Annotated in this window: 13 protein-coding genes and 1 tRNA gene; 7 read left to right on the top strand and 7 right to left on the bottom strand. The window is 41.2% G+C overall.

What is annotated here, in order from left to right; all coding sequences use genetic code 11:
- Nucleotides 1–127 precede the first annotated feature (127 nt).
- The 3 genes from EZV76_RS15490 to EZV76_RS15480 form a co-directional block, all read right to left on the bottom strand.
- Nucleotides 128–1,006, bottom strand: a complete 879-nt coding sequence (locus EZV76_RS15490; protein WP_136567473.1) for a hypothetical protein — start codon at nt 1,004–1,006, stop codon at nt 128–130.
- Nucleotides 1,006–5,394, bottom strand: a complete 4,389-nt coding sequence (locus tag EZV76_RS15485) for a hypothetical protein (protein WP_136567472.1) — start codon at nt 5,392–5,394, stop codon at nt 1,006–1,008. Before EZV76_RS15485 ends, EZV76_RS15490 begins: the two co-directional genes overlap by 1 nt.
- Nucleotides 5,395–6,000: 606 nt before the next feature.
- Nucleotides 6,001–6,076, bottom strand: a tRNA-His gene (locus tag EZV76_RS15480).
- 274 nt (nt 6,077–6,350) lie between these two features.
- Here EZV76_RS15480 and EZV76_RS15475 point away from each other — a divergent pair.
- Nucleotides 6,351–8,441, top strand: a complete 2,091-nt coding sequence (locus EZV76_RS15475; protein WP_136567471.1) for a tetratricopeptide repeat-containing sensor histidine kinase — start codon at nt 6,351–6,353, stop codon at nt 8,439–8,441.
- Here EZV76_RS15475 and bshB1 read toward each other — a convergent pair whose 3' ends face one another.
- From bshB1 to EZV76_RS15455, 4 genes are all read right to left on the bottom strand, one after another.
- Nucleotides 8,442–9,164 carry a bacillithiol biosynthesis deacetylase BshB1 gene (bshB1, locus tag EZV76_RS15470; RefSeq protein ID WP_136567470.1) on the bottom strand — a complete coding sequence of 241 codons (723 nt, stop codon included), beginning with the start codon at nt 9,162–9,164 and terminating at the stop codon, nt 8,442–8,444. It abuts the gene before it with no gap.
- Nucleotides 9,165–9,172: 8 nt separating this feature from the next.
- Nucleotides 9,173–10,339: a trans-sulfuration enzyme family protein gene (locus EZV76_RS15465; RefSeq protein WP_136567469.1), complete on the bottom strand. Its 1,167-nt coding sequence runs from the start codon at nt 10,337–10,339 to the stop codon at nt 9,173–9,175.
- Between the two features lie 36 nt (nt 10,340–10,375).
- Complete coding sequence (locus EZV76_RS15460; RefSeq protein WP_136567468.1) at nt 10,376–11,791, bottom strand: MATE family efflux transporter; 1,416 nt, start codon at nt 11,789–11,791, stop codon at nt 10,376–10,378.
- A 174-nt stretch (nt 11,792–11,965) separates the two neighbouring features.
- A complete protein-coding gene (locus tag EZV76_RS15455; protein WP_136567467.1) occupies nt 11,966–15,136 on the bottom strand; it encodes a cytochrome c biogenesis protein in 3,171 nt (1,056 codons plus the stop codon).
- Nucleotides 15,137–15,271: 135 nt separating this feature from the next.
- Here EZV76_RS15455 and EZV76_RS15450 point away from each other — a divergent pair, with 135 nt between their 5' ends.
- The 6 genes from EZV76_RS15450 (at nt 15,272) to EZV76_RS15425 (ending at nt 22,557) form a co-directional block, all read left to right on the top strand.
- The gene (locus tag EZV76_RS15450; protein WP_136567466.1) at nt 15,272–16,033 is read left to right on the top strand and encodes a Rossmann-like and DUF2520 domain-containing protein; all 762 of its coding nucleotides are present in this window, start codon (nt 15,272–15,274) and stop codon (nt 16,031–16,033) included.
- Nucleotides 16,017–16,544 (top strand): KdsC family phosphatase, encoded by a 528-nt coding sequence (locus tag EZV76_RS15445; protein ID WP_136567465.1) that lies wholly within the window; start codon nt 16,017–16,019, stop codon nt 16,542–16,544. Before EZV76_RS15450 ends, EZV76_RS15445 begins: the two co-directional genes overlap by 17 nt.
- Nucleotides 16,537–17,136 carry a Maf family nucleotide pyrophosphatase gene (locus tag EZV76_RS15440; RefSeq protein WP_136567464.1) on the top strand — a complete coding sequence of 200 codons (600 nt, stop codon included), beginning with the start codon at nt 16,537–16,539 and terminating at the stop codon, nt 17,134–17,136. Before EZV76_RS15445 ends, EZV76_RS15440 begins: the two co-directional genes overlap by 8 nt.
- 34 nt (nt 17,137–17,170) lie before the next feature.
- The gene (locus EZV76_RS15435; protein WP_136567463.1) at nt 17,171–18,115 is read left to right on the top strand and encodes a septum formation inhibitor Maf; all 945 of its coding nucleotides are present in this window, start codon (nt 17,171–17,173) and stop codon (nt 18,113–18,115) included.
- 93 nt (nt 18,116–18,208) lie between these two features.
- Complete coding sequence (locus EZV76_RS15430) at nt 18,209–20,740, top strand: PIG-L family deacetylase (RefSeq protein ID WP_136567462.1); 2,532 nt, start codon at nt 18,209–18,211, stop codon at nt 20,738–20,740.
- 110 nt (nt 20,741–20,850) lie between these two features.
- Nucleotides 20,851–22,557 (top strand): sodium:solute symporter family protein, encoded by a 1,707-nt coding sequence (locus EZV76_RS15425; RefSeq protein ID WP_136567461.1) that lies wholly within the window; start codon nt 20,851–20,853, stop codon nt 22,555–22,557.
- Nucleotides 22,558–22,576: the final 19 nt, after the last annotated feature.

Genomic DNA, 22,576 nt, shown 5'->3' with positions numbered 1-22,576 from the left:
CACAGAATAGATATAAAAGGAGAATCGATGAGAAGAAAATTAAAAAATAAAAACTAAGTTTAACCCAAGGATAGATCAAATCTGGGCAGTTCGTTTGCTATGGTCAGTTTTATCCGGCGAAGGTGGGTCAGTTTACCCGGCTTATCCACGTCTGACCATTGCTAATGGAATCTGTATAGAACATCCGCATCGGGTCTGTTTTTTCACCGTTGTTGAGTGTGGTAAGGGGTAAATTGTTCAAACCTTTAAAATTGACTCCATCAATAGATCTTTCCACGAAATAGCTATTATATATCTGGTTATGGATGGTATAGTTCCAGCTCAGCATGGATTTTCCATCAAAGAAGACCACCGCTAAATCCAAGGGTTTGGGTAAATCCTCATAATCTTGAAGACCGATAAAAACCCCTCCTTCTTTAATTTTCATTAAAGATTCAGGGACCAGAGCCGTTATTTTGTACACATATTTTTCGTTTATACGTGCCTCTTGGTCTAAATATCCAAGACCTGCCATCTGGGACACTTCATAATCTTGATCGGCAGCATACAATCCCCATGTAAATCGTTGTTCCTGCTCTTCGGCTAGATTGATTATGGCAGACAGATGATCCATTCCCTCAATATCAAAAGCTTCCCCATAAATGGATTGGGCCATCACAGCTGCGTTGTTATTATTTTCTATCATTGGCATCCATCCATCCAATGGTTTGGGTTTGAAAATTCCCAATTGCTTTTCTATTGGGCTTGGGAGTGTACTGCCATTGCGTGTAACGGTGTATCGTTTTACTTCATAGCCATATTCGTTCAGTTTACGCCATGCCAATGGGGTGGTAACTGCCCAACGCAACATAATCTTTCCATCTTTTTGTGGACGTGCCATAACAACAATTTCAGGTTGTTGGACAGCTAGGGAATCCTGTTGGGATTGGGCCATAGAACAACATCCCAAAGCCACTGCAAATACAAAATCCCTTGGAATCAAAAGCCTTTGAATAAATTTTACCATTAGTAGGGATTGTTGTAGTTAAACATTTGGGAAGTCCCTTCTATCTGACCTGGAAGTACATATTGGAACTTTACCTTATAATCTCCCGTCCTTATCGGCGGCATTATTCCTTTTATGATATAATCGTACTTGTCTATTTGAGATTGATACTTTGCTGGTTGGTGCAGATAGACATTGACCACTTTATATTGTATATCTATAAAATCCTGTTTGTAGTAGTAGGGTAAATTGTAACGATACGGAATCCTTCTATCCAATAATGAATAGTCTGGATTGGATTCCAGATATGAGATGTACCACGTCATAATATCTACTCCTCTTTTTGGTGGTAGGCCCAATTCCTTAACATCTCGGTCAACCGTGAAGCCAGGCTCCAATGGATAACCTTCATAAATTAGCGGCTGTATGGCTTCTTGGTAATAGCTATTATTTAAGATGGCTTCCCTTGAAATCATGGGTTCATTGTCCGAATATTCAGTCCCCAAAATTTCATCTTTCCCAAAACGTTCTGATGGCACCTTGACATCTACCTGTAATGCATGAACATTGGAATATATAGGGTCAAATAAATACTGGTCCACTACCTTAGCTGCCACTTTTTGTTTAAAAGTGTTGTATTGGCTTGTAGTGAAATCATATGCTAAGATTTCAGTTTCTGAGGTTTGTTTTGCTGCTGTCCCTATTTCCCTATTACGCACCTCAATGGATGTGCCTTCCTGACCGCTATTTTCTGAAACATAGTTTTCATTGACAATCTCAGAACTTGCTTCTTCTGGTGACAAACTGATTATTTTGAGAGTGTAGGTCTCTTGATTCTGAAGTTCTGGAAAATCAAAATGGACCATTTTATCCGAAGCACTGTACGATACTTGGTTTGTGCCCAGGGATTGCGATTCTGTTTCAAATCTTGTGGATTGCACCCAATGGGTCTGCGGCGAAAACAAATAAGGTTGCCCCCTTTTTAGTTTTACATAGCCCTTGTTACTTTCTTTTTGATAAAAGTATTGTTGGTCCACTACAGGATAGGTGTAAACCACGTTGGTAAGTGGAATATAATCTGGAGCCTCTCCTGTAGTAAAGCTACGTTCTTCTATTTCTTTGGCTGGCTTTCCATCTTGGGTCAGTGTAATCCATCGGTTTCCTCCCCATTCTTGAAAACTTACCACAACCTTTACATCTATTGGAGCATTGGGAGGCAATATATCGTGGGAAACGAAATTTGCCAGATCATGATTTTCGTTCCATTCCAGCTCTCCATTGATGGCAGTTCCCTCACTGGTCACCCGATATTCATCCAAAAGGATACGGTAGGTTTTCACCCCTTCATCATCCTCCAACTCAAATGGATGGTCAATCCGCATATTAAATGCAGCCTGTGGAACAGCAAATACATCAATATCATTTGAACCATCCCTGGGGGTCACATCAGCAATCACTTTTAAACCACCCAAAGGAGACCCCCCAATGATTTCGCATTCTTCCCCAAGTTCAATTTTAAAGCGGAACCTTCCTTTGACCAATCCGCCCAAAAGGTTAAAATGTCCCCCCAGATATCCTTTGAACCATGAAGGATTGGGCAATTTTGCTTGTAATAAAACTGCTGCCCCAGCTTTTATAATGGGTATTTTCTTTTTTACAAACATCAATCTTATGTTGATACCCAACTCTCCTTGGAGATAGGCATAAGCCTGGCCATTGGCATACCAGCCATCGATACCTATTTGTCCGCTACCCTTACAAGCTGTCTCGCCATAATCCTTTATCATGATGTCAAAACCAAACCCTGCTTGAAATCTTGCATAGAATATCAAAAAGGTCATGTCCCCTGTATCTATACTAAAATCAGCACCAAAGGCAAATCCCATTCCACTTTCCAAGGCATTCAAATCCCGCATATAATCCAAGCTCGCCAAATCGACGCCCAAAATTTCAGCAACAATGGGTGGCGGAGGAGGACTTCCGGGCAAATCCTCACCAATCATTAAGTATGCAGTACTTTCAAGATTAAAATTTCCGAGACCAAGCTTTAACCCTATTCGGTCTTGAGGTGTTCCTATATGGAGATACCATTCTTCCGGTTCAATATGGAAAACAGCCCAACCAGCCCTTCCTTTTGGACCTACTCCTTGAAAAAAGCCACCAGGCGTGTTTACATAAATCTCCAATTCAGCATGGAATGTCCTGTGTTGAAAATCCATTTCCATGGCGAAGTGGGCATCGATTCCCACATCAAAGGTCAAACCGTCCTGAGGAAAGCTAACCTTACTGTAATCTACTAGATTGGTTTCTTTGAGACGTTGTATGGTTGGGTTATTCTCACCAAAGGAGTTGATCTTCTCCTCCATACCTTGCAATTTTTGTTTGAACTCATCCCCAAATTCAAAATCCAATGCCTTGACAATGTGACCTTCCCCGAAAAACATGACTCGGTTTAACCCATAATGATTATTAAAATCCATTTCAAAACCTACCTTACCATTGAATGCTTTTTCATTTGTAAGCGCGAACCCGATCAAAGCCCTAAATCCAAGGGCATTACTTGCATTGGGAACATAGGATTGTCCAGATGGAACCAAAGCCGAATAAGAGCCTAGTTTTTTACTCATTCTATAATATGCTCCACCGCCAAAACCGCTAACCTTGGCAGGTCCTATAAAAACTGGTGTGGGTGATTGAGAAAGATCCGCATAGGCATCTACAAACCAGTATCTAAAATCTGTTTTGCCAAACCATGCCGAAGCATCTACCGCTATGCCATTAAATGTGGCTCCCAATTCTCCGTAAAAACCATCTCCATAAATTGGGTCATCACTTTTAATATCCACCATTCCATTAATTTGTATGGTTCCCAAATCTGCTTCCAGATAAATTTGATGTATTTCTATTCTCTGGAATCTCCAACGATGTAAATCCTCACTTTCATCAAATCCGCCAATAATGGAAAGGGTTGTATTTCCTGCAAACCCTTTCTCCATCATATTTACATCAAGATTAAAGGAAAGTGACGCTGTGGTATTGGTAGAATTAAATTCGATTTCGGAAATAGTTACTGGAAAGTTGGCAAACTTCACATCTCCATTATAGCCCATGTAATCTACTTGGAAATATGGCGAAACCGTTTGTAGTTGTAGATTTTGGAATGTGATTCCCTTAAAGTCCACCGTTCCTTTATCAGGATCAGAAGTACTGTTACTCCCTTTGATAGCTATATTACCATGTAGTACGGCTTTAGGCCTAAACTTCTTTTCCGATACCCGCAGTTCCACATAGGAGTTCGGTGTGATTGTGGCCCTGGCTTTAAAGATATCAAAAGGAATAGCGTCATTTGTGGTAGCGGTAAGAAGGTACTCCTCATTTAAAGGGTCAATAATTGCCTCATAACTCAACGTTTTTTGATCAACCGCTGCCAGGTCACTTTTCTCTTCAGTTGTCACCTCTTTGGTAACAGGCAGTACTATTTTGCCTTCAAATCCGGCCCCGACCAAATGGTTCACCAATAAATCCACTTCGACATGGTCCACAGAGAATTGCCATTTTGAAGCATCCCCTTCGTCTATGGGCAAAATGTTGTCTACAGAGAAATTTCCTGAAACGCCGACACCATCAATAAGCAGATTGGCAGCCTGAAATGTTATGCGCTCCTCACTATTTCTTTTTTTAAACTGTTTGGGAAGGATTATTTGCAAATTGTCAACATAAACCCCTCGCCATAACTGTTCGTTCCCAGGAATTAGATATTGCTGGTAACCTTTGGGAAATAGTACACTCGATGAATTTCTGACATCACTAAAATCAAAAATAGCATTGGTTATTTCAAAAATGAGTCCTGCCTTACCATCACTATTTGGGCTTCCCGTTTTGGTTACTTGAAATGGAGGTAAATCTATTTCAACCAAAATATCATTCCAATCCCCAACAATGGTTTGAAAATGGCCCGTTACTTTCTCATTCATATCAGGAATTACCTCATAATTTGAATCGACAGGTTCGAGCATACTTCGGGGAAAGAGTACATCTGCGGTAACTCCCATTTCTTTGAATCCTCCACAATCAATGGTAACATAGGTCAGGTTTTGGATATTTCCGGTTTGCACGTCAAAACCACCCTTGAGTGCCACCAATCCATTACCGCCATTTATAGGTATACCAATATCACCCAATAACACCAAATTGGCATCGCCGTATATTCCTCCTTCATGGGAAATCTTAATGTCATCTGCTCCAAAAAACAGCTCAATAGGTTCCCCATCCGAATCAGTTTGTGGTAATTTGATATGAACATATGCAGTTACCCTAGTATATGTGGGAAATATTTCAGCCTTATTAATAGCAAGGGTATACCTTATTGTTCCAATTTCTTTTTTTACACCAATTGGTAGTGTTACCAAGTCACTTGAAGAAATTAGTCCTACATAATTTTGATCACGTTCAAGTTGCTCAATAACTGATTTGGCAATATTGAGTTGTTGAACAGTAACCGTATCCTTTGAAAAATTCTTGCTTATATAATTCTGGTCAAATTCACTTTTCTCCTGAGAAGAAAAAGAAAAGAAATCTTGGGACTTAATTTCTAACTCATTAAAATACCTATGAGTAGTCTTTGCGTTTAACAATGAATCATTTTCAAAGTTGATTTTTGCTTTAGCATGTCCAAAAAAAAGCAAACAACCAATGCATAAGGCTAATTTTGTTTTCCCCATAGTAAGTGTCTCGATTTGGGTGCGAAAGAAAATACTTCCAGTGCTGAAAGGGAAAATAGACTAAAATGTATCAAAAGGGTATGTGAATTGACGGATGCCCCTTTTCAATTGATGGATGAGCCAACAAGCAAGTCTATAGACAAAAAATCCTAGACTTTACAGCCTGGGATTCTGAAACTTAAGGGTGGAAGACCAAGTTTACCTCGACTGCGCTCGGCACAGGCTTCTCTCCCTAATACTCCTAAAAACAAAAATCCCGGAACAATCAATGTCCGGGACTTTTTATAAACTTAAGGGTGGAAGACCGGGTTCGAACCGGCGACCTCTGGAACCACAATCCAGCGCTCTAACCAGCTGAGCTACAACCACCATTAAAAGCGGATGCAAAAATACTTTTTTGGTTTGATTCAACCAAAAGATTTTGATACTTCCCTCTATGAAAATTAAACTTTTTAAATGCAAAGAGAATTATGTATTCCAAATGACAAAGCCTCAGCAATTTACATTTTGTAGTCTTTTTCCTGTTATAATCGATGAAATGCATATTTCAACGGATAAAACACACATTTTTTGATGTTTCACAACATTTAGTTTCCTACAACGCCAAAGAGAAGGTATTTTTACCCTTGGTAGATTAACATAGTATGCCCCATAAAAATATCAACCTTATCCTCCACAAATTCCAACTTGGGAAAGTTAGCTTTCTTTTGGGTATGCTTCTTATATCGGTATCACTACAATCCCAATTGACCAAAAAGGACAGTCTCGCTTTTAAGCTTAAGCGTTTAGAGTCCACTAGTAGGTTCAATCCAAAGGATACCACCCACATAAATCTACTCTCCAATCTGGCATTTTCATACCGTTTCATTAATAATGATAGCCTCCACTCCATTTCTAAGCGCGTACTGAAATTTAGTACTGAAATTGAATATACAGGTGGAATTATCAGGGCTTTGAGTGGATTGGCAAATTACAATTCCGATCAAGGTAATCGTGAAAAATCGATGGCCCTATTTAAAGAGGCTCTAATTCTAAGCGAAGAAATTGGGGATGAACTTGCTGAACTTGACATCATTAACGGACTGGCCCATGATTACAGCTATGAAGGCAATTACGCCGAAGCACTTAATCTTTATTTAAAAGGAATAGATGTGGCCCGTAAAGCCAAGTGCAATACAATGCTTTCCATATTAAATGAAAACATTGCCAGTTTATATGCAGACCAAAAGGATTATAAAAATGCCTTGATTTTTTACGATACCGTTCAAAAAATCAACAGAAAAATAGGCGATGAGATCATTGATGCCGAAACTTCGAGCAATATGGCCTCGCTATATAAGGATGCCAAGGATTTTGACCTGGCCATGTTCAACATCAACAAGAGTATCAACACTTTTGAAAAAAACAAAGTATATGATTGGTTGGCCTACGCCTATGAGGTAAAAGGTAGTATTTATTTGGAACAGGAGAAATATCAGTGGGCCCTATACTGGTATGACCAAAGTAATATGCTACATAACCAGCAGTTGGATGATGATCGGGAAAAAATAAACCTGATGAACGGAATGGCCAAAGTATATCTAGGACTCGGTAGGGATAGCCTCTCCATGAAATATGCCAACGAAGGCCTGGAACTATCCAATAAAATACAATCATTACAAGGGCAAATAGATTGTTCCGAAACCTTGTACAAAGTCCACAAGAATAAAGCAGAACATGTAGCAGCTCTCAATTATCTGGAATCCTTCAAATCGTTGTCCGATTCCCTGTTCAGGGATAAAAACAAGCAAAGTCTTTCACTTCTGGAGACCAAACTGGAATACGAACTGGAAAAACAAGAACTCATCAAGAGCAATAAAATGGCTTTGGCCAAACAACGGAACTACATTTACTTTTCCGTTATTATTTTATTGATTTTAAGTATCATAACCTTTGTGATCCGCCGTAGTGAAAAAATCCAGAAAAAGCTGAACATCGAGCTCCAAGAAAAAACCCAGGCGGTAACCGAGCGGGAAAGTCAGTTGAATGAAGTGAACAAAACCAAGACCAAACTGTTTTCCATTATAGGGCATGATCTCAGGGGCCCCATTGGAGCATTGCATGGATTGTTAAAATTATATACTGATGGTGAGGTGGACAAAAACGAGTTTGTATCCTTTATCCCCAAACTTAAGGCCGATGTTGAAAATATTTCCTTTGCCCTAAATAATCTATTGTCATGGGGACAAACACAGCTCAATGGAGTGGTAACCAAACCCAAACGCGTCTCTTTGGATAACTTGGTCAATATCAACATACAGTTGCTCTCTGAAATAGCCTCTGGAAAATCCATAAAGATCATCAATCAATTGCCGGAAAATCCCCAAATATGGGCCGATCAAAACCAAATAGACATTGTGATCCGAAATCTCTTGAGCAATGCCATTAAGTTTACCCCGGATAATGGTCTTATTACCATTGAAGCTGAAGAAAAGGCCGGCATGTGGCAAGTTATGGTCAAGGACACCGGTATTGGGATGAATAAAGAAATCCAGAAAAAGATATTCGAAGATTCTTCCAATATTACCACTTACGGCACCAATAATGAGAGAGGTACCGGTCTAGGGCTTTCACTCTGCAAGGAAATGATTTTGAAGAACAAGGGCAAAATATGGGTGGAAAGTGTACCACGTAAGGGAACTTCGTTCTTCTTTACTGTGCCACAAGCACAAAAGCGCTACCAACAGGCCAGTTGATCAAATCAAGGCGTCCAAACTATCCACAGCAACAAAGCGTTCCACCGTAAAACCTTCGGCATGCTCCACACCTACCAGTCTACCTAAATCCCGGGCTCGGTAATTAACACTGTCCGTAAAATTTTTACTGCTGATGGGAGTTTCCGGTTCTTTACTCTTGGGGTCGTAAAACTGTGATGAATAAGCCATAATGGCTTCTGTTTTCTTTTCTATAAATCCTGAAACATCCACTACAAAATCCGGTTCCAGATTCTTCCATTGGATAAAATGGTATACCAATTTAGGCCGCCAAGGTTCTTGCCATTCATCATCCCCGTCCATCTGGGTATCAATTTTCACCAAGCCGCTTAAAAAGCATGCATCACTTACCAGCTTACTTCCTTTGGGATGGTCAATATGGCGATCGTCCACGGCATTGCATAGTACAATCTCCGGGCGATATTTTCGTATCATCTTGATAACCTCCAGTTGATGTTCCCTATCGTTCACAAAAAAACCGTCTGCAAACTCTAAGTTTTCCCTAACGGAAATTCCCAAAATCTTTGCAGCTTTGGTGGCTTCCTTATCACGTAATTCGGCAGAACCACGGGTTCCCAATTCACCTCGGGTCAAATCAACAATGCCTACTTTTTTTCCACGGGAAACTTCTTTGGCTATAGTGCCTCCTGCTCCTAGTTCGGCATCATCGGGATGGGCCCCAAAAACTAAAATATCTAACTTCATAGGTCTTCTTATGCGGGTATGGTCATGGTTTTGGCCTGTACAATGGCTTGTTCAATATCTATAACGAGGTCCTCTATATCCTCGATTCCCAAAGAGAATCGGATTAAAGAATCCTTGATGCCCTGTTTTTCCCGATCTTCGGGACTCATCAAGGCATGGGAGGTGGTCACGGGTAAAATTACCGTGCTTTCCACCCCGGCCAAACTCATTACCGGTTTTATCAATTTTAAATGTTTAAAGAATTGGGATATGTCCACATGGGGCAATTCAAAGGAAAGCATTCCCCCAAAGCCACTCATCTGTGATTGGGCCAATTCATAATCGGGATGACTCTTTAACCCGGGATAATAAACTTTCTCCACCTCTGGGTTACTTTCTAAATAGGTGGCCATTTTTAGGGCATTATCATTTTGCGCCTTCACCCGGATTCCCATGGTCTTGATACTTCGCTCCAAGAGCCAAACGGTATAATCGCTTAGATTTCCTCCAAAACATATGGCGGATTGGAATACTTGGTCCATATGTTCTTGCGAAGCCGCGACCACTCCGGCACAAATGTCGGAATGACCTCCCATATATTTTGTGGCACTGTGCAACACCACATCCACCCCAAAATCAATAGGGTTTTGGTTGATGGGACTGGCAAAAGTGTTATCTATCATAGAAATCAATCCTTTGGATTTGGCCAACTGCGCCACCCTCTTGATATCCGTAATGGTAAGTAAAGGATTGGAGGGGGTTTCCAAATACACCACCTTGGTATTGGGTCTGATTTCCCTTTCAAAATCTTCCACCGCCCATCCATTGGTAAAGGAATATTCTATACCATACTTATTGAGTTGAGTAACAGCAAAGTGATAGGTCCCTCCATACATGGTTTGCTGCAACACAATATGATCTCCTGCCTTCAGAAAAGCCATCAAGGCTGTGCTGATGGCCGCCATGCCACTGCCAAAAATCAAAGCGGCCTCGGCATGTTCCAAGGCCGCCAGTTTTTTGCATAAAGCCTCTTGATTGGGCGTGTTGAAATATCTCGGGTATCGTTTTATATCAACATCATCAAAGGCATAGGATGTAGCCATATACAATGGGGACACCGCACCTTTGAACGTGGTATCTTCCAGTTCACCACTATGTAAACAAACTGTGTTGACACCTTTATTATTGGCTTTCATAATCTAGTATCTTTTAGGTTAAAGATACGAAACCCGTCATACTTGAACTTGTTTCCAATTTCCTTTTTTGAACCATACCATCGCCATAATGGCCAATAGCACCTCTGCCAAGGTAATGGCAATGAAAACTCCTTTCGCTCCCCACCCAAGAACCAGGGCAGCCACATAGGCCAAAGGCAATTGAAATAACCAAAAAGAAATCAGGTTGATCTTGGTAGGGGTTTTGGTATCCCCTGCCCCATTAAAGGCCTGACTGACCACCATTCCATAGGCATAAAAAACATACCCCAGGGCAATGACTTGCAAACAAAGAGCTCCATTTTCCACTACGCTGGGAGTCGCATTGAACCAAGAAATGATGCTTTTGGCAAAAATGAGATATATTAAAGACACAGCACCCATAAAATAGGCATTGTACTTTCCTGTTTTCCAAACGGATATTTCAGCCCGATCGGGTTGCTTTGCTCCCAAGTTTTGCCCCACCAAGGTAGCTGCGGCATTGCTCATGCCCCATGAGGGCATAAGGGTGAACATCATTACCCGTATGGCAATGGTATACCCAGCCAACACTTCACTGCCGAACTCTGACATGATACGCATCAAGAATACCCAACTTGAAGTGCCTATCAAGAACTGGGCAATACCGCCTAGGGAAACCCTGATCAGATTTACCATGACCTTGACGTTCAACACCAAGTCCTGAAGTACCAACTTGATTTTTCCCCATCCAAAGAACAGGATTCCCAATTGGAACAAGACTGCGGTTCCACGCCCAATATTGGTAGCTATGGCCGCTCCCATGACCCCGTACTCGGGAATGGGGCCCCATCCAAAAATAAAAATGGGATCTAATATAATATTGAGTCCATTGGAAAGCACCAAGGTCCACATGGCCATGGAGGCATTACCGGCACCTCTAAAAATGGCATTGATCAAGAACAAGAGCATAATGGTAATGTTCCCTCCGATCAAAAGTTTGGTGTACCCGTATCCTTCGGCAATTAAATCGGGTTCTCCTCCCATGAGCGCCAAAATTTCCTTGGCATATAGAATTCCGACCACACCCAAAACGAGAGAAACCAAAACACCCAGACCTATGGCCTGTACTGCAGCTATCTTGGCGCCGTCAACGTCTTTCTCCCCTATTCTACGGGCGACTACCGCCGTTGCGGCCATGCTCAGCCCAATGGCCAAGGCATATACCAAGGTGATGACAGATTCGGTTAATCCGATGGTGGCCACGGCATTTACGCTCACTCTGGAAACGTAGGCAATATCCACCAAGGCAAAGATGGATTCCATCAACATTTCCAAAATCATGGGGATGGATAGCATAAAAATAGCCTTGCGGATACTTCCGGTTGTAAATTCGGTTTCTTTTCCGGATACGGCAATCCAGAAATACTTAAGATATTTCTTTACTGAAAAATTTCTATGATTAGATTGTGTCATTTTAAAAAGAATTATGTGTGTAAAAAAGAAGTAATGTCAATGGGACCGAAAAGTATTTCGGTTACTTTTTTGGCGTAAAGCCAACAATGACATCTATAGCGTACATAATTCTTATAACTTCATGATGAAGCAAATATGCAACTTTTTTTCAATTGAAATCCCATAAAGGGCAAATTATTTTGCGTAGTGTACCTTGTACCGCCAAAAACTGATTCCTCCCAAAATGAACACCCCGAGTACGGTATACCAAATAAAAGTAGGGGTTATCACTTGGTCTCCACTGGCGTAGCTGTGCAATCCCACCAAGTAAAAATTGACCCCAAAATAGGTCATCATAATACTAGCGAAAGCAAGAATACTTGCAAAATTATAGATCCATTTGCCCCGAAGACCGGGCACCAAACGCATGTGCAATACAAAGGCATAGACCATAATGGAAATCAAAGCCCAGGTTTCCTTGGGATCCCAGCCCCAGTATCTTCCCCAACTCTCATTGGCCCACTGTCCACCCAAAAAGTTTCCAATGGTGAGCATTACCAAACCTGCAGTCAAAGCCAACTCATTGATTATGGTCAACTCTTTGATGCTCAGATCCATTCGTTTCTTGTTCTTTTCGGTGGTCAAAATCATCAGGATAAGGGCCACAACCCCCAAAATCATCCCAACGGTTAACGGTCCGTAACTACCCACAATGACGGCCACATGGATCATGAGCCAATAACTGTCCAAAACAGGAACCAAATTTGATATAGCAGGATCCACCCAGCTTTGATGCGCAATGAACAAAAGCATACAGGTCACAAAGGCACTCGCCGCAATGGTAAGCTCACTCTTTTTGCCCAAAGCCAGCCCAATCCCCATGGTGGCCCAAGCCACATAAAGAATACTTTCATAAGCATCACTCCAAGGAGCATGCCCTGAAATGTACCAACGTAAAATCAGTCCGGCCGTATGCCATATAAACATGAGAATAATGGTCCCTTTGAGTAGATAGGCCGCTGCATTGTATATTTTCCTTTCCTTAAAAATTTTCAAAATGAGGATAAGGAAAAGGAGCCCTCCTATCAATCCGTAATATCTGTAAAGCCGATTGAAGATATCCAACTTGTTGTATACGATCTCAATCTTAATCTTATTATCGGAAGGCAATATTTCCTCCCCATGGTTTTTCTGATTCTGTTTGAAAGCATCCAACAATTTGTCCGGTTGGGAATAATCTCCCGTAGCTATGGCTTCTTGCAAGGAACTTAGGTAATAGGGCATTGCATTCCGCACAAAATTGGAATAAAGGGAATCCTGCATCTTATGTTGACCAGAACGGTACTCTACTGCCGAAATCCATTTATTGTTCTCATCATCCAATAGTGGAAAAATCTTAACTATTTGACCACTCAAGGCAATGTTCAGGAGACTGAGTCGTTCCCCTACCTTTTTAAAATCCTTTTCAAAGTTTGAAGGATTATTGGTTGATGTGGCCTTTTCCAAATAAGGTTGTAGCTTATAATTTCCTTTTGTATCGAAAAAGTCGGTGGCCTTTACATATTCTGTGTCTTTTGGTACTCCAATAACTTCTCGGATACTGTCATTTTCCCTTTTGGCAAGTTGAATAAACTCGGTACTGTACCAAACCCCCGGGTTCATCATCATGGAAAGAAAGACCTGATCGGCCGATAAATCCTGATAAGTGTCCTTTCCGCTCAATTTGCGTAAGAGTTCAGAGGCAAATGTGTGCACCGGCTTCATTCTTCCTCCTTCATCCTGGATGACCAAGGCACCAAACTTATCTGCATGTTCCTCGGCAACCACAGCAGAATGAATAATGGAATCTACCTGTTTTTGTGTGGGCAAGCCTACATGCTCATCATGGCCAGGGGCAGTCTCTTGGGCATTGGTCAAAGAGAATGTGAACAGCATCAAAATTACGGTAAGGGCCGCTTTCTTTGCCTTGACCTTTTCAATGGCCTGCTGCAAATCCCTAAACCGAGTCTTACCAAAAAACATAATACCCATCAACCCTATATACAATAAAAAATAGCCTATATAGGTAATCCAAGTACCCCACATATCGTGGTTAACCGATAAAACGGTACCCTTTTCATCCGGATGGAAACTGGATTGGAAAAAGCGGTAGCCCCTATGATCCAGTATATGGTTCATGTAGATGTCATAATCAAAGGAGCGATCATCCTGTACTGTTACCTTGCTCATAAACGAGGCATAGCCTGTTTCAGTGCCGGGATACTTCTCCGCGATAAAATCATTGAGCTGAATTGAAAAAGGAAGCTCATATACTTTAGAACCGTAGCTCAAAGAAAAGTCCAAACCGCCTACGGAAATCTTGTCTGAAAAATCAGCATAACCCCTGGCCCCTAACAACTCCACTTCTTTGGTTTCCCCATTGACCGTAATTGAAACGATCAAGGCGTCCTTGGAACTCTCATCTACCTGTTCTTTGGGCAACTTGACCACGCCATAACTTCCCTTCACTATAGGCTCAGGAATTACAAATTGCATTCCGGCCAAGGAATAAAGGGAGCGTAATTGCAATGGTTGAAGGCTATCGTTGGTCACTTCTCCTTGGAGTTGGTCCGCCATACGCATAAAATTCCCTTCAAATGGGGTCTTAATTTGATAATCGTTACCATCATAAAAAATATTGATGGCTCCTTCCGTCTCCTTGTTTAGGGCGAACAAGACATTATGGATACTGGCAATCTGTCCATTTTCCAGAAAATGTTCGTGACGTTGTCCATCCCCGGCTTCCACAATCTTTAAATATTCCTTTCCATTTTCATCGGGAACCAATCCTTCGTCTGCACCTTGAATAAAATCAACATAGGCAATGGTAAAGGGCTGGCCATTAAAATCGGATTTCCAAGGAAGACTGGAGCGGCGTCCTTCAGGGGTGACAATCAGGTCATCTTCAAGCACCTTACGTTTGATTTCCCCATTAAAATCACCATCAACAAAAGCAGTCAAATAGGTCTTGTCCGAAAACATTTTATTCTCCGCAGCCCCTTCACGAATGGGCATTACCCCTTCATAACTGATATATCGGGTAACAAAAGCGCCCAAGATGATCAATACCCATGATAAGTGTAGAACAAGAACTGGCCACTTTTTCCACTGTAGCAACTGATACCGAAAAATGTTCCCAATAAAATTGATCACAAAAAAGACCATGATCACTTCAAACCAAGTGGCGTTGTAGATATAAATACGTGCGGTTTCCGTGCTGTACCAACTTTCCACAAACGTACCAAAGGCCATTGCCGTGGCAAAAACCAAAAAAAGAACGGCCATAAGTCTGGTGGAAAAGAGGGTTTTCTTGAGAATGTTGATCATGTAAATGCGGTGTACTTTTCAACATGCAAAAATACGGCCTTTTTACAACTTAGTTGTTCGTGTCCACCACAAAAAATCAAACAATTTTGTTAATTCTTTGCCTATCCCATAGGTTCAAAATTTGTAGTTTTGGGCATGCTAAACATTGTTGTTTTAGGAACTGGAAACTTGGCAAAGCATCTGTTTCAGGCTTTCTCCAAAACGGATAAGGCCCAAGTGGTTCAAGTGGTGGGCAGAAACCAAGACCAATTGCAATGGTTTGCCGATAGTGTTTCTGTTTCCAATGATTTTTCCTCGATACTGGATGCGGATGTCTACCTTGTCTCTGTTAAGGACGATGCCATAGCGGAGGTCTCCCAAGCCTTATCGCATAAAAAAGGTGTGGTGGCCCATACCTCTGGGGCAGTTCCCCTATATGCCATCGCGGCAGAACGAAAAGGGGTCTTTTATCCTTTACAGACCTTTACCAAAGGTAAAACTTTGGATTTTTCCACGATTCCTATTTGCATTGAAGGTAATGACAATGTTACACTTGGCATTCTTGAGGAATTGGCAAAAAGCATATCTGAACAGGTGTACCAAATCAATTCGGACCAACGAAAAAAATTGCATCTTGCAGCCGTTTTTGTGAATAATTTCACCAACTATCTTTATGGGGTTGGAGAAGCAATATGCATGGATAGCAACCTGTCCTTTGATTTGCTAAAACCCTTGATCATGGAAACAGCCGAAAAAGTTCAGTATTTATCACCAAAGGAAGCCCAGACAGGTCCAGCCAGAAGAGGAGACCAAAACAGTATGCAAGAACACTTAAAATTGCTAAAGGACAAAAAACAAATTGAGCTTTACAAGTTGTGCAGTGTAGCTATAGAACATATATATGAAAAAGAATTATAAAGAACTTTTAAGTGATATAACCACTTTTGTTTTTGATGTTGATGGTGTTTTTACAGATGGTTCTGTATTGATAACCTCAAAGGGCGAGTTATTGAGAAAAATGAGTGTCAAAGATGGCTATGCCCTTAAAACGGCCATCCAAAAGGGTTATAGGGTATGCATCATCACCGGAGGCACTAACGAAGGTGTCAAGGAACGTTTGAAGGGTCTTGGGGTAACCGATTTTTACATGGGAGTACACCACAAACAAGAGCCCTTGGAGGAATATCTGGACATTTATAATATAGACCCAAAAAATGTACTGTACATGGGTGATGATATGCCAGATATCCCCCCTATGAAGATAGTCGCCGTAGCCACTTCCCCACAAAATGCAGTACAAGAGGTTAAGGCCATTTCTGATTACGTGTCGCATAAAAACGGTGGTGATGGATGTGTTCGCGACATTATCGAACAAGTTCTAAAAGTGCGTGGTGATTGGAACGATAACTTCAGTGCTGAAAATGACTGAAAATCCACTCAACAAAAAGCTCAACGGCCGTAAGCTCATTTTAGGTTCAGGTTCTCCTAGACGAAAAGCATTCTTGGAAGAGATGGGGCTGGATTTTGAAGTCCGTCCGAAAGCTGTGGAAGAGATTTATCCACAACATTTACAGGGTGTGGAAATTTCGGAATATCTAGCACAGCTTAAGGCTGTTCCATTTAAAAGTGAATTACTCGAAAATGAGATTGTGGTCACCTCTGACACTGTGGTATGGCACAACACTACTTCCTTGGCCAAGGTGGCAACCAAAGAAGAGGCTTTTACTATGCTCCGGACCCTTTCTGGGGATTGGCACCAAGTAATCACATCCGTTTGTTTTACCACCTCTAAAATCCAAAAGACCGTTAGCCAAATTACTGAAGTTAAATTCATGGCGTTTACTGATGCTGAAATCAATTATTACATTGAAAATTTTAACCCTTATGATAAGGCCGGTGCTTATGGTATTCAGGAATGGATTGGTATGGTGGGAATATCAGAAATCAAGGGTTCCTATACCAATGTTGTTGGCCTACCTACCCATTTGGTTTACAAAACGTTAATGGATATGGTTTCTTGAGTTGGGATGCTTAACTTTACTGAAATCCATCTTCATGATACCTTTTCGCATTACTATTTTTTCTTTCCTCATCCTTTTCTCTTTTATTTCATGCAAGGAAAAATCCAGTTCAGAAAACCAATCCTTAGCTGCTTCTGACAGCGAGGTGGTATTGGAAGCCATTGCACCAAAAAAACAACTCTCCAATGCGTTTAAGGCGTACTGGTATGCAGGGGAAGCAGAGATTACTTCCTACAAATTGGAACAAGCCCGGTATGGGGAGCTCAGGGATGGAAATGCTGTGCTCATTTATGTGACAGAACCTTTCTTGCCCGAAAAACAGGTCAAAGCAGACACTAAAAATCCAGAAAATGTATCTGTGTTAAAACTCAATGCCACCAAAAACTTTTTAACGGGCATCTACCCCTACTCTATTCTCAGTAGTACCTTTTACCCTGTTCATGACAATCAACATGCTTTAAAAACAAGTTTATCAGTTCAAGAATGGTGTGGTCACGTATATGCCCAAATCAACAACAGAAATACTTTTGAGTTTACTTCGCATTCGTATTTTGAGAAGGAGGCTGACCAGAAGTTGAGCTTGGAAAAAGAACTATTGGAGAATGAAGTTTGGACGAAGATACGGATCAACCCATTTGATCTTCCAGTAGGGAAAATAAAAGTGATTCCTTCATTGGAATACCTTCGGCTAAGCCATAAAAAAATTGAAGCTTATGGTGCCACTGGTGCACTTTCTTCAGAAAATGGAATGGGAACATACACCCTAACCTATCCAGATTTGGAAAGAACGCTTCAAATTTATTTTTCCCCGGAATTTCCATATACAATTCAAGGATGGTCCGAAGAATTTAAAAGTGGATTTGGACCCAATGCCAAAGTGTTGACAACCAAAGCCACTAAAATCAAATCCCTGAATACACCCTATTGGAGCCAAAACAGCAATGCGGATTTAAGCCTTAGAGATAGTTTGGGGCTATAAGTATGGGAGGTCAGACAGCCTGTTAAAGATGTTCTAAATTCCCAACCCCTGCTACTAATCTTTCTATATTTGGGGAACCACAAAAACCAAACTATGCGTCATTTTCTGGTTTGCGCCTTTTTCTTTGTTGGCATTATTTTCCATAGCATTGCCCAAAAGCCTGACAAACCTACATCTGCTGAAATCTACCATAACCTCCAAAAGTTGAACTTTTTAGGGACTGCCCTCTATATTGCAGCGCACCCCGACGATGAAAATACCCGGTTGATTTCATATCTATCTAACCATGACAAGGCCAGAACGGCATATCTATCACTAACACGTGGAGATGGTGGACAAAATTTAATTGGTCCAGAGCTTAGGGAACTTTTAGGCGTACTTAGAACCCAAGAGCTATTGGCTGCAAGAAATATAGATGGTGGCGAACAACGATTTACACGGGCCAATGATTTTGGTTTTTCAAAGCATCCCAAGGAAACCCTTAAAATTTGGGATAAGGATAAAGTATTGGGCGATGTGGTATGGGCTATCCGAAACCTAAAGCCTGATGTGGTTATCAATCGATTTGATCACCGTACTCCAGGATCAACCCACGGCCACCACACATCTTCTGCCATGCTAAGCATGGAGGCTTTTGATTTGGCCAATAATCCCAATGCTTATCCAGAACAGTTGACCGAAACATCCATTTGGCAACCTAGGAGAGTTTTTTTTAATACCTCATGGTGGTTTTACGGTAGTGAGGAAAACTTTGAAAAGGCCGACAAATCCAAGATGATGAAATTGGATATTGGGGTATATTACCCAGAATTGGGACTTTCCAACAACGAAATAGCTTCATTGGCCAGCAGCCAACATCTTTGCCAAGGTTTTGGACGACTGACCGATAGAGGTTCCACGGATGAATATGTTGAACTGTTGAAAGGTGATTTACCTCAAGGAAATAGCCTTTTTGATGGTATTGATACAAGCTGGTCCCGTATAAAAGGGGGTGCGGCCATTGGGAATATCTTATACCCCATCGAGAAAAATTTCGATTTTACAAATCCTTCCAAGCATATTCCTGATTTGGTGAAAGCCTATCAGCTTTTACAAAAAGTGGAAAATGAACATTGGAAGACAGTAAAATCCGAAGAGTTAAAAAAGCTCCTTCTCGCTTGCGCTGGATTGTATTTGGAAGCCAGCTCCGAAAATGCCTCCACTACACCTGGAAGCACAGCCAAAATCAACATTGAAACAATCAACCGTAGTTCGCAAAACATAACACTCAAGGAAATACATCTTATTGGTGCCACTGCTTCCATACAGCCCAACAAAGTGCTCAAAAACAACCAAAAGGAAAACTTTTCCATGGACTTCCCCGTTCCCAATACGGCTAATTACTCCAGTCCCTATTGGTTAAATGAGCCTGGTACTTTGGGTATGTACACGGTAAACAAACAAGACTTAATTGGTAAACCAGAAACTCCAGATGCCTTCGTAGCTCGGTTCGTTTTAGATTTCAATGGGATTCCAATCAATTTTGACAAACCTGTGGTCCATCGTTTTTCAAAACCGGATAAAGGCGAGCTGTATGAACCCTTTGTGGTACTTCCGCTAGTAACTTCCAAGATTGATGAAAAGGTTTTAATTTTTGCCGATGCATCTTCCAAGGAAATTCAGGTAAAGGTAACAGCTGGAAAAGACAATGTAAAAGGCGCGGTAAGTTTGGACCACCCAGCTGGATGGAAGGTCTCCCCTGCCAATATACCTTTTTCCATCCCCCAAAAAGGACAGGAACAAAGTGTGACGTTCACTGTTACTCCGCCTTCTTCCGAAAGTGAAGGAAAAATTTCCCCAATAGTTACCGTTGAAAATCAGGTTTATGGCAAGGAACTTGTGGAAATCAATTATGGACATATTCCCAAGCAATCCATTTTATTGCCTTCAGAAGCCAAAGTTGTCCGGATGGATATTCAAAAGACTGGTGAACACATCGGTTATATAATGGGCGCTGGCGATATGGTCCCAGAAAGCTTGGAACAAATTGGGTATACGGTTCATCTCATTGACCCCAACGATATTCAGCAAGGTGCTTTGGATAAGTACGATGCCGTTGTAGTAGGTATTAGGGCATACAATGTAGTGGATGACTTAAAATTTAAACAACCTATTTTGTTTGATTATGTAAAAAATGGAGGAAATATGATTGTGCAGTACAACACGGCAGGAAGATGGGCCGAACAATTTGAAAACATAGCCCCATATAACCTTACACTGTCCAGGGATCGTGTAACAGATGAAACTGCCAAAGTAGACATTATTGCTTCCAACAATTCTTTGGTGAACTTTCCCAACACCATAAAAGAAAGCGATTTTGACGGGTGGGTCCAAGAAAGGGGATTGTATTTTCCATCCGAATGGAGTTCGGAATTTACACCTATACTTTCTATGCAAGATGAAGATGAATCTCCAAAAAACGGAAGCCTTTTGGTAGCACCTTATGGAGAAGGTCATTATATTTACACAGGACTCAGTTTTTTTAGAGAACTCCCAGCAGGAGTTTCTGGAGCCTACAAGCTTTTTGCCAATATGCTCTCCGTTGGAAAGGATGAAGTAAAAAAAGAAAGCCATGTCAAAGGATAATATGGAAACCAAGTTCGATTGGAAAAAGGAATATACTGTGGTGGTTGCATTGAACGCAGTGTATATCCTTATTTTTTATTTCATCATGATACTAAATAATTAAAACCTTAATGGCCTTATTAGATTGGATCATTCTTGGCAGCACATTGCTCTTTATTGTTGGATATGGCGTTTGGAAAACCCGCGGCAGCCAAAATGTTGATGACTATGTTCTGAGTGGCAATGATGCCAAATGGTGGACCATTGGTCTTTCGGTAATGGCAACCCAAGCCAGTGCCATAACCTTTTTGTCCACCCCGGGACAAGCATTTCATGATGGAATGGGATTTGTCCAGTTTTATTTTGGACTCCCGCTGGCCATGATCGTCATCTGCTTGGTATTTATCCCCATCTATAAAAAACTAAAGGTCTTTACTGCCTATGAAATGCTCGAGGGAAGGTTTGACCTAAAGACCCGTACGCTCACCGCCTTCCTTTTTTTAGTACAGCGTGGACTCGCGGCTGGTATTACCATCTTTGCACCATCTATAATTCTTTCGGCTGTGTTGGGTTGGGATTTACGCACATTGAACATCATCATAGGTATTTTGGTCATCATTTATACCGTGTCTGGGGGTACTAAAGCAGTAAGTGTTACCCAAAAACAGCAGATGTTCATCATTATGATGGGAATGTTCTTTGCCTTTTTCTTCATCTTGGGTTCTTTCCCTACTGATGTTTCCTTTGATAAAGCATTAAAGATTGCAGGGGCCAACAATAAATTGAACATACTGGATTTTACCTTCGACACCAATAATAGATATACCTTTTGGAGTGGAATTACTGGGGGATTCTTTTTGGCCTTGGCTTATTTTGGAACAGACCAAAGCCAAGTGCAACGCTATCTCTCCGGAAAATCGGTTCGGGAGAGTCAATTGGGATTAATTTTTAACGGTATCCTTAAAATCCCTATGCAGTTTTTTATACTATTGGTGGGTGCGATGGTCTTTGTTTTTTATCAATATAACCCATCTCCCCTTAATTTTAACCCAGCTGCCACCCAAGCCGTAATACAATCAGAATATCATAATGACTATAAGGCTTTGGAAGAGGACCATCAGGAACTCGAAATGGAGAAAAGAATTGCTCAAAACGCCTTTTCCGCTGCACTGGAATTAAAAGAATACAACGCCATTCAACAGGCCAAACAGAACATTATTAAGATCAATGAAAAGGAAAGGGCCAGCAGGGATACCGCAAAGGAACTAATTTCCAAGGCAAGCACCACGGTGGAAACCAATGATAAGGATTATGTGTTCATTCATTTTATATTGAACAACCTCCCTACCGGGCTTATAGGACTGCTTTTGGCCGTTATTCTATCTGCGGCCATGTCTTCAACAGCTTCCGAACTTAATGCCTTGGGAACCATTACCGCTTTAGATCTCTACAAACGAAATGATAAAAAACCCAGGGATGAAAAGCATTATCTAATGGCAACAAAAGGGTTTACACTTCTATGGGGTATTATTGCCATTGCCATTGCATGTGTGGCCAGTCTTTTTGATAATTTAATCCAACTGGTGAACATTATCGGGTCCATATTTTATGGAAATGTATTGGGTATTTTTCTTTTGGCATTCTTTTTCAAGTTTGTAAAAGGTAACGCTGTTTTTGTAGCAGCAATCGTTACACAGATAATTGTGATAATTGGTTGGTACATGGACTGGATGTCCTATCTGTGGCTCAATGCATTTGGTTGTGTACTGGTCATTGTGCTTGCATTTATAACCCAAGCGTTCGATAATTTTCTGGGGAATTCTCCAGCAAAGGCATAAAAAAAGCCCGCTCGTATGA

The sequence above is a fragment of the Flagellimonas alvinocaridis genome (assembly GCF_004916895.1).
In the GTDB taxonomy this organism is placed as follows: domain Bacteria; phylum Bacteroidota; class Bacteroidia; order Flavobacteriales; family Flavobacteriaceae; genus Flagellimonas; species Flagellimonas alvinocaridis.
This window is presented reverse-complemented; position numbering and strand designations above follow the sequence as displayed.

Coding starts and splice junctions, on each gene's coding strand:
- EZV76_RS15490 (WP_136567473.1), bottom strand. CDS start 1,006: ATGGTAAAATTTATTCAAAGGCTTTTGATTCCAAGGGATTTTGTATTT.
- EZV76_RS15475 (WP_136567471.1), top strand. CDS start 6,351: ATGCCCCATAAAAATATCAACCTTATCCTCCACAAATTCCAACTTGGG.
- bshB1 (WP_136567470.1), bottom strand. CDS start 9,164: ATGAAGTTAGATATTTTAGTTTTTGGGGCCCATCCCGATGATGCCGAA.
- EZV76_RS15465 (WP_136567469.1), bottom strand. CDS start 10,339: ATGAAAGCCAATAATAAAGGTGTCAACACAGTTTGTTTACATAGTGGT.
- EZV76_RS15460 (WP_136567468.1), bottom strand. CDS start 11,791: ATGACACAATCTAATCATAGAAATTTTTCAGTAAAGAAATATCTTAAG.
- EZV76_RS15455 (WP_136567467.1), bottom strand. CDS start 15,136: ATGATCAACATTCTCAAGAAAACCCTCTTTTCCACCAGACTTATGGCC.
- EZV76_RS15450 (WP_136567466.1), top strand. CDS start 15,272: ATGCTAAACATTGTTGTTTTAGGAACTGGAAACTTGGCAAAGCATCTG.
- EZV76_RS15445 (WP_136567465.1), top strand. CDS start 16,017: ATGAAAAAGAATTATAAAGAACTTTTAAGTGATATAACCACTTTTGTT.
- EZV76_RS15440 (WP_136567464.1), top strand. CDS start 16,537: ATGACTGAAAATCCACTCAACAAAAAGCTCAACGGCCGTAAGCTCATT.
- EZV76_RS15435 (WP_136567463.1), top strand. CDS start 17,171: ATGATACCTTTTCGCATTACTATTTTTTCTTTCCTCATCCTTTTCTCT.
- EZV76_RS15430 (WP_136567462.1), top strand. CDS start 18,209: ATGCGTCATTTTCTGGTTTGCGCCTTTTTCTTTGTTGGCATTATTTTC.
- EZV76_RS15425 (WP_136567461.1), top strand. CDS start 20,851: ATGGCCTTATTAGATTGGATCATTCTTGGCAGCACATTGCTCTTTATT.